Here is a 7043-nt window from a genome sequence, read left to right as displayed (position 1 = left end):
TTCAGGCTAATCGCGACCGTTTGCGTCCGATCCTGATGACGACCATCGCGCTCGTCGCCGGCATGATTCCGCTGATCTTGGGAAGCGGCGCGGGCGCAGCGACCAATCGCTCCATCGGCGTGTTGGTGGTGGGCGGCCAGTCGCTCTGCTTGTTGTTGACGCTTCTGGCTGTGCCGGTCTTCTACTCGCTCTTTGAAGACGTAAAAGAACTGCGTTTGTGGCAGCGCGCCGGAGCCTTCGCGCGATCTCGGACGAATGGTTTGAAGCAAGGCTTGGCCAGCGCGCGCGCGAGTCTGTTCGCGCGGGGTCGGAGCGCGACGCGCGACGAGATCGTACAGCGCGACCGAGAGAAGAGCTATGTGGATCAAGCTTCGGGTGATTGAAAGAGGGATGGTAGCATGGCTGATAATCTTCCGTGACCTGCCCCAACGTCAACGGCGGGGTGCAGAACGAAGTGTTGCACACATTGCCGCCTCGCTCATCGGCACCTTTCTTCTCTCTTTTCTGCCGACGTTGGGACAAAGCAACACGGCGCCGCAGACCCCACTTCAACCAACGTCATCGGATCGACCGGCGCAACCGAATCAGACCGCTCAGCCGCGCAGGTCCGATGCTTTGGCTCCTGCGACTTCGATTCCAAACACAGAAACGCAATCTTCTGGCAGTCGGTCCAGCACGGCGCTGCCGCCGTCCTCCGTCCAAGATCAACGAGGAGCGAGAGGGAACAACGCGACCAGCGCGCCTGTCAAAAGCGCGCCCGCGGGGCCAGCACCAGTCCAGTCAGCGCCAGTTCCAGCGGGAAACGTCGGTGTAGTTCCAGGCTTGCTGCCCACCGAATTGCCGACTGAGCCTCCACCGGTCGCGCCCACTTTCGCTGCTCCTTTGCGACCACTGCCATCGCCTGATCGCGTCGGCGTCAACGTGCGCGATCAATTGCCGCTGACTCTGCGCGATGCCATCGCCATGGCGTTGCGCAACAACAACGATATTGATGGCGCGCGCATCAACGTCGAGGTCGCCGAGTACGCTTTGCGCGCCGCGCGTGGCGCGTACGATCCGGCGCTCGCATTGGAGAACTACTTCGAACGGCGCACGACGCCGACCAGCTCCACCATCGGCGGCGGCGCTAACGGCGTCCTGACGCAGACGAACACGACTGGAACCTTTTCGCTCGTCGGTCTTTTGCCTTTCGCTGGTGGCTCGTATCAGTTCGATTTCAGTTCGTCGCGTCTGACGACCAACAACCAATTCGCTACGCTCAACCCGCAGTTCCCGAGCGCGTTCAACTTCACTTACGCGCAGCCGTTGTGGCGCGGATTGCGTTTCGATCAATACCGGCGGCAGATCGAAATCGCCAAACGCAACCTTTCGCTCACCGATGCGCAGTTTCGCCAGCGCGTGATCGAAGTGATCACACAAGTCGAGCAGGCTTACTGGGATTTGGTCTTCGCGTTGCGCAACTTGCAGGTGCAGATCGATGCCGTCAAACAGGCGCGCGCGCAGCTAGAAAGCAATCAACGCTTGGTCGAAAAAGGCGTGCTCGCGCCCATCGACGTGGTCGCCGCGCAAACACAGGTTTCGACCTTTGAGCAGAACGTCTACGCAGCGCAAGAGGCGGTGACGCGCGCTGAAAACAGGCTCAAAACGCTCATCTTGAGCGATCGGCTCTCGCCGTTATGGTCGCGCGCCATCACGCCCATTACGCCCATTGAGCTCGAACCGCCGACCGTCAGTTTGGAACAAGCCGTCGGCGACGCACTCAAGAACAGGCCGGAGATCGCGCAGTTGCGATCGAGCGCCGAGATCAATGAGATCGATGTGCGCTACTTCCGCGATCAGACGAAACCGCAAGTGGATCTGGTTGGAACCTACACGTCGAACGGTTTAGCCGGAACGCGCGTACAGTCGGTGCAGACGCCGCGCGGCACAAGTCCGGAACTCATCAACCGCATCAACGACATCTCGGCCATACTCGGCTTGCCGCCGTTGCAGGTGAGTTCTACGGGGACGACCAACACGATCAATCCAAACTTGATCGGCGGTTACTTCACTTCGCTTTCCAACCTTCTAGGGCAAGACTATCCGACGTATCGCGTCGGCGTGCGCATTGCGCTGCCGCTGCGCAATCGGACGGCGGAAGCGAATCTCGGTCGCGCGTTAGCCGAAGGGCGAGCGATAAGTCGGCAACGCGCGCAGCTCGAACAGACGATCGAAGCCGACGTGCGCAACGCGCTGCAAGCCCTGCGTTCGGCGCAAGCGCGACTGGCGGCAGCAGCGGTGGCGCGTCGGTCAGCAGAGTTGCAGTACGAGAGCGAACAACGGCAGTTGCGCGCTGGGACGACCACCGTCTTCCTCGTGCTCCAACGGCAGACGGAGTTGATCGCCGCGCGCGGACGCGAACTGCAAGCCCAGACGGATCTCAACAAGGCCATCGCTGAATTCCAGCGCGCCACCGGAGTGACGCTTTCGGCGCATAACGTCTCGATTCAAAGGGATGGATCGAACGCACGGGCGCTCTTCATCGAAGCGAAATCGGAAGGTCAAGCGAGCGAACTCCTCTCCGGCGCGTCTTTCGACAGCAGCCGAGAGGTTCGTTCCGACGCGAAATGAGTTCAGGCCCGCTCGGCGGCGGAAAGATCGGCCTGAACTGAAGGAAAGAGCGATCAAGGGCGGAAAATGGTGTGAGACGAATCGAGAGCCGAAACGACGAACCGCGCCGGGGCAGAGCGAAAGGTGCGAGACGAACCGTTCAAAGTCACGTACAGCAGGTGTCTTGAACGCGGCTGAGATGGAACGGAGGTTCGGGACTAATCCCACAGATGAGACGAACGTTAACTCTGGTTCCGATCTTGCTTCTCGCTTCAGCATTGATCTTGCCGCTGAGTTGTCGTCGAGAGCGCGAGGAAGAATTACGGCCAGCAGATCTGATCGTCGTGAGGGCGCCAGCGAGCGGCGAAGTGCACCGCGTGTTGGTGTCTGAAGGCGTCGAGGTCAACGCCAACGCTCCGGTGATCGAAATCGTTGTTCGCCGAGAGAGGCATGAAAAGGCCGTCAATGGCAACGAACAATCCGGAGCGGCGATGAGGTTCCGCTCGGCGCAGAACGAAGTGGAAGCGGCGCGCGCGGAAGTGGTCCGCCACGAGGCTGAGATCCAACGTCTCGCGCCGTTGGTCGCTGCCGGACAAATGCCCGCTTCACAGCTCGATGCGGAGCGGGCTTTGTACGAACAGGCGCAGCGACGTCTGCAGCGCGCGCAAGAGGCTGAACGGGCTTCGGTCAGTGCGCTCGCAATTGAACAGCGTTCGCCCGTGACGAACGAACAGGCTGTGACGGAGGAGGTGGTCGTCGCGCGCGCTCCATCTGCTGGTACCGTGCGCGTGATCAGCGTCAAACCGGGGCAACGTGTCGGTGCCGGACAGCCCATTGCGACGCTCGGCGGAAAACGTTGATCCCGCACGTGAAGAGCTGGGCGGAAGAAGCAACATCGTGGAAGCGTTGACCCTTTTGTAAAGGAAGATGGCTGGCGAGGTTTGCAACATCGGGACGAAAGAGAGGCGAAAGAGGCGACTGCTTGGCTTCGCCGCGCTCGCGATCGGCGTTGCGATGGCATTCTTGATGATCGTCTTTCAAACGCCGCGCTGGTCCAGAATCGTCATCTTCTTTCCGCTTTGGATCGCCGGTTTAGGTCTCTTGCAGGCGCGCGAGAAGACTTGAATTGCGCTTGCGGCGCGCGGGACGCGCAATATGGATGACGGCGAAGAACGGATCGAAGACGAAGCGCTAGTGGAAGCCCTGCGGCGCCAAGCGCGTTGGATCAATCGTCGCGCCATGATCACAGCAGCCATCGCCACGCTTTTGGCGATCATCTTCTCATGATCGAGCCGCTTGGAAGACCTTCGTCAGGCGCTTTGTTCGATCCCGACTAGTTGAACCGACACCAGAGCGGTCGTAGAATCTACGGCGCGTTCTGCGACTCTTCCGTTCTCGGGTGTCGGTCAAAGGTGAACTTGTCGAAAGCGGTTCGCGCGTGGTTCTGTGCGCTGATTTGTTGTATGTCGGCGAACGCACAAAACGTCGTGCCCGACGGGTTGATCCCGCGCTTCGAACTTCCGCGCAGCGGGCTACAGCTTACGCGGCGGACGCGGCCAGGTGAGTTCTTCGATGTGGTTGGTCGGCGTTCGGCCGTTTTCGGTTACGAGAATCGAGCGGCCGAAGCGTGGGTCTACCCTTTGAAGATCTTCGATGACTTTCGCCTTTCGTTTCAACTCGAAGGGTATCCGCTGGAGATCGATGGACCGGAGATCGCCAAGAGCATCATCGTGCGCCCCGAAGCGACGGTCTTCACCTATGCGCACGCCGCTTTCACCGTGCGCCAGATCGTCTTCGCGCCCATCGAAGAGCCGGCCATCGTCATGTTGCTCGATGTCGAGACGACTCTGCCCATGACGGTCACGGCGTCGTTTCGCCCGCGCTTACGCTTGATGTGGCCTGCCGGTTCAATGACCGCCTATCTGAGTTGGGATGAGCGCGAGCGTCTCTATTACCTGACCGAGGAGACCAACTGTTTGGTCGGCATCATCGGCGCGCCGCTGGCCGAAGACATTTCGGTGATGCCTTATCAGGAAGAACCGCGCGATCTTCCCAATCGTTTTCGGATGCGCATCCTGCCGGACCAAGCGCGCCGTTTCTTCGTTCCGATCGTCGTCGTTGGCAGCACTGAAGGGCGCGAGTTCGCGCGCGCGACCTACCGTCGCGTGCTCGGTTCGATCGGCCCGCTTTATGCGAAGAACGTCGAACATTACGCGCGTTTGCAGCGCGACACGCTAGAGGTTGATACGCCGGACGAAGATCTCAACGCTGCTTTCGTTTGGGCCAAAGTCGGCATTGATAAGGGGATCGCGGAGAACCCGCTGCTTGGCACTGGATTGGTGGCGGGATTTCGCACTTCGGGCGAGAGCGAACGTCCCGGTTTCGCGTGGTACTTCGGACGCGATGCCCTGTGGACCGCTCTGGCGATCAACTCTTATGGCGATTTCAACTCTGTGCGCACGGCGTTGCGGTTTCTGGGAAGCTTCCAACGCGAGGACGGCAAGATCCCGCACGAGATCTCGCAGAGCGCAACGCTCATCAAGTGGTTTACGAATTACGCTTATCCGTGGGCGAGCGCCGATGCGACGCCGCTCTACGTGATCGCACATGCCGATTATTGGCGCGCGAGCGGAGATGTGGAGTTCATCCGCCAACAGTGGAAGTCAATCGAGCGTGCTTACCTTTTCACGGCTAAAACGGACGCTGATGGCAACGGATTGGTCGAGAACACTGGCGTCGGTCACGGTTGGGTCGAAGGCGGCGCGCTCTATCCGCCGCATGAGGAGATCTACATGCAGGGCGTGTGGATCGAGGCGTCGCGCGCGATGGCCGAACTCGCCGCGATGATGGGCGATCAGCAATTGGCTGCCGTCGCGCGAGAGAACGCTGAGCGTACGCGCGTCGCCACCGAAAAGACTTACTGGTTGGCCGATCGCGGTTTTTACGCCTTCGCTACCAATCGCCCGCGCAAGCAGAGACCGGAAGCGGAGCGCGGGCCAAACCGCGCGCGCCGTCAAAAGCGGATGGAAGAATTGAGCCGCGCCACGCTGATCGATGAGGATACGGTCCTGCCGGCGGTCGCCTTGTGGTGGCGGACGCTCGACGACGAGCGGGCGCAGAGCGAGCTGGACCACTTGGGGAGCGGTGCGATGTTGACCGATTGGGGAGCGCGCATCATCTCCAACCAAAGCCAACTCTACGACCCGCTCTCGTATCACTACGGCTCAGTCTGGCCCTTGTTCACCGGCTGGGTCGCTATGGGTGCCTACCGTTACGGCCGACCACACATCGGTTATCAGGCCCTGATGTCGAATGCGCTCCTTTCTTTCACCGGCGCGTTGGGCTACGCGACGGAACTTCTTTCCGGCGATTTCCACGTCGCCTTTGGGCGCTCGTCTCATCATCAAGTCTGGTCCGAAGCGATGATCGTCACACCGCTTGTTCGCGGACTGCTGGGACTCGAAGCCGTAAACGGCGGACGCGAGTGGCGCTTCATGCCGCAGCTTCCGGCCCACTGGGAGCGCGTCGCCGTGAAACGCTTCCGCGTTGGAGAAGCGAGATACGATCTGACGCTTCGGCGCGCGCGCGGACGCATGACGATCTACGTCGCGCCGAGCGAGCACCAAGGTTCAGCTTCCGCCGACTTCGCTCCAACGCGAGAGGCCGAGACCGCTGCGGGTCAACTCGCCCGCAAGTTGATCATCGGTCCAGCCTTTCCGCTCGACGCGCGCGTGCGCGCAGTGCGCGTCGGTGGGCGGCGCGTGCCTTTCGAGATCGAGCGGACCGGCGATGTTCAACGAGCCATCATCGCCGTGGAAACGCTTCCCGCTGAGATCGTCTTCGAGTACGACGAGGGAACGGATGTCATCCTCGAGCCGCCGGTGCTCGAACCGGGCGCACGCAGCCAAGGGCTGCGTCTTCTTCGCGCGCGTGCCGAACAAGAGGCGTTGCGCCTCGTCGTTGAAGGTTTGGGCGGTAGGACATACGTTCTGCGCCTTCATCCGGCAGCGCAAATCGCCGCGGTCGAGGGCGCGCGTTTCGCCTCGGGCAATGCGTCCGCCAGCAATCAGGAACTGTTCGTCGATTTCGAAGGGACGCCCGATTCTTACGTGCGCCGAGCGGTAACGGTCAAACTGCGACGGACGACGCGCTGACCTTGTAAAAGGCGAAAAAGCGCCGACGGCTTTGACCAGTCAAATTGCGACTGATGAAACGCTGCCCCCGCTTTCGCCACCCGATGCGAAAGCTCAATGCTGGGAAAGCCTCGTCGCGTCCGTGAAAAGCCCGTGAAGCCTCTTCGACCGTGCATGATCCCTTAGCATCTGATCCCCCGCGATGTGCTTGCTTCAGGCTTTATGCTAAAACGTTAAATAACTTGAGGCTTACGCAATAACTTGAGGCTTACGCAGTCGAACGCAGAGTCAACGATTCGCCGAGGCCGAGAAGCTCCATCC

The 7043-nt window shown here is 60.7% G+C and carries 6 protein-coding genes; all 6 read left to right on the top strand.

Features of this window, described 5'->3' with window-relative positions; all coding sequences use genetic code 11:
• The coding region (locus C4334_RS14185; RefSeq protein WP_352432744.1) for an efflux RND transporter permease subunit at window positions 1-383 on the top strand (383 nt) is incomplete at its 5' end.
• Between the two features lie 499 nt (window positions 384-882).
• The gene (locus tag C4334_RS14180) at window positions 883-2610 is read left to right on the top strand and encodes a TolC family protein (protein WP_352432743.1); all 1728 of its coding nucleotides are present in this window, start codon (window positions 883-885) and stop codon (window positions 2608-2610) included.
• Between the two features lie 209 nt (window positions 2611-2819).
• Entirely contained in the window at window positions 2820-3449 is a 630-nt protein-coding gene (locus tag C4334_RS14175) for an HlyD family secretion protein (protein ID WP_352432742.1), read from the top strand.
• A 67-nt stretch (window positions 3450-3516) separates the two neighbouring features.
• Window positions 3517-3714: a hypothetical protein gene (locus C4334_RS14170; RefSeq protein WP_352432741.1), complete on the top strand. Its 198-nt coding sequence runs from the start codon at window positions 3517-3519 to the stop codon at window positions 3712-3714.
• 30 nt (window positions 3715-3744) lie between these two features.
• On the top strand, window positions 3745-3876 hold the full coding sequence (locus tag C4334_RS14165) for a hypothetical protein (protein ID WP_352432740.1): 132 nt from the start codon (window positions 3745-3747) through the stop codon (window positions 3874-3876).
• A 176-nt stretch (window positions 3877-4052) separates the two neighbouring features.
• The gene (locus C4334_RS14160) at window positions 4053-6743 is read left to right on the top strand and encodes an amylo-alpha-1,6-glucosidase (RefSeq protein WP_352432739.1); all 2691 of its coding nucleotides are present in this window, start codon (window positions 4053-4055) and stop codon (window positions 6741-6743) included.
• Window positions 6744-7043 lie beyond the last annotated feature (300 nt).

The organism is Pyrinomonas sp. (assembly GCF_040289685.1).
Classification (GTDB): domain Bacteria; phylum Acidobacteriota; class Blastocatellia; order Pyrinomonadales; family Pyrinomonadaceae; genus Pyrinomonas.
The sequence above is the reverse complement of the archived record's forward strand: the minus strand, read 5'-3'. Positions and strand labels throughout refer to the sequence as shown.

Excerpts from the sequence above, each read along its gene's own strand:
- C4334_RS14175 (WP_352432742.1), top strand. The coding sequence starts at position 2,820 with ATGAGACGAACGTTAACTCTGGTTCCGATCTTGCTTCTCGCTTCAGCA.
- C4334_RS14170 (WP_352432741.1), top strand. The coding sequence starts at position 3,517 with ATGGCTGGCGAGGTTTGCAACATCGGGACGAAAGAGAGGCGAAAGAGG.
- C4334_RS14165 (WP_352432740.1), top strand. The coding sequence starts at position 3,745 with ATGGATGACGGCGAAGAACGGATCGAAGACGAAGCGCTAGTGGAAGCC.
- C4334_RS14160 (WP_352432739.1), top strand. The coding sequence starts at position 4,053 with ATGTCGGCGAACGCACAAAACGTCGTGCCCGACGGGTTGATCCCGCGC.